General features: G+C 71.2%; 1 protein-coding gene. It reads right to left on the reverse strand.

Annotated features, from left to right (window positions below):
• Positions 1-546: 546 nt before the first annotated feature.
• A partial coding sequence (locus D7W82_RS39640; RefSeq protein WP_120623183.1) for an SDR family oxidoreductase occupies positions 547-1,410 on the reverse strand: 864 nt, incomplete at its 5' end.

A 1,410-nucleotide genomic window follows, 5' to 3' on the forward strand; every position in this document is an offset into this window, starting at 1 on the left:
GGGCGATCGTCGGCAGCGTCAGATGTGTATAAGAGCCAGCCCGAGCGCCCCTGCCGGCCCCCCTCACCCTCACGTGACGGACGCGCGGTGGTCGCCGGAGCAGCAAACGCAGCGTCGTCGTCCTCCTCCCGCGCGCCCGGGCCAGGAGGCGGTGGCGACAGCCCATCCACGCGGGTCTCCAGGACCAGGTCATCGTCGGGCACGGGAGGCGGCGTCATCCGCGTCTCCAGGCCCTTGAACTCGGGGGTGCGCGGGGCCGCGCTCGTGGGGGGCGCGGTCCGCGACTGGTTGCCCCAGGACTTCCGGCCGGGAGCCGCCGCGGAGGAACGGGCTGCCTCCGCGGCGTCGCGCTGCACCGAGGCCGGCACCTGGGTCTGCTCGGTGCGGACCTCGTCCGTCTCGTCCAGGTCGTCGTCCAACGGTGCGACCCGGGTCTCGTCGATCCGATCCGGCTCGTCGTTCCTGCGGTGCCCCTTGGCCATGTGCGCGACCTCTCGCGTCAGACCATAGCGCTTCGCCCGGCCGCCGGGGATGGGCCGTGCACGGTCAGTATTTCGGCCAGTCCGGGCAGACAATCTCGATGGAGCCGCCAAGCCATGACGCATAGGCCGCGTCGTCCGCGACCGTGTACGGCTTCCGATAGGTCCGCTCGAAGTACTCCGCCCAGTGCGGCTGAGAACCATCCAGGTCCGTGAACCCGTACTCGCGCGCCAGGGTCCACGAGGCGACCACGCGCCCCGCCCTGCGGTGGACGTCCGGATCCGCCGCGAGCGCCGCCACCCCGCGGCCCACGTACGACGGCGTCTCCGACGCGATGAAGTCCGGGACGTTCTTCACCGCGTCGCGCCAGTTCGCCTCCTTCACCCCGAAGCCATCCAGCATCTCCTCCGAGCGCAGGAACCCCGGCGTCACCGCCAGCGCCGTGAGGTTCGTGCGGCGCAGGTCCCTCGACATCGCGAAGGCCAGCCGGATGACCGCCATCTTCGTCACGTCATACGCGACGCCGCCCCGGTAGCCGAACGAGTCCCCATCCGTCACCTCCACGATGAGCCCCCGGTCGCGCTCCAGCATCATCGGCACCGCGTAGCGGCTGGTGACGAGGTGCGTGTACACGGCGCGGTCGAACATCAGCCGCGCCTTCGCCGGAGACTGCTTCCAGAACGCCAGCCCCAGCTCGTGCAGCGTCTCCCCGCCCCAGATGTCGTTGACCAGCACATCCAGCTTCCCGGCCTCCGCGCGGATGCGCTGACACAGCGCCTCCACCTCCTCCTCCACGGTGTGGTCCACCCGCACCGCGATGCCCTTCCCGCCCAGCGCCGTCACCTGCTCCGCCGTCTCCTCAATCGTCTCCGGCCGCGACGCTCCGCTCGCGAGCCCCCCCCGTACGCTGCGCCCGGTGCAGTACACCGT

Origin of the sequence: Corallococcus sp. CA049B (genome assembly GCF_003611685.1) — a bacterium.
Taxonomy (GTDB): domain Bacteria; phylum Myxococcota; class Myxococcia; order Myxococcales; family Myxococcaceae; genus Corallococcus; species Corallococcus coralloides.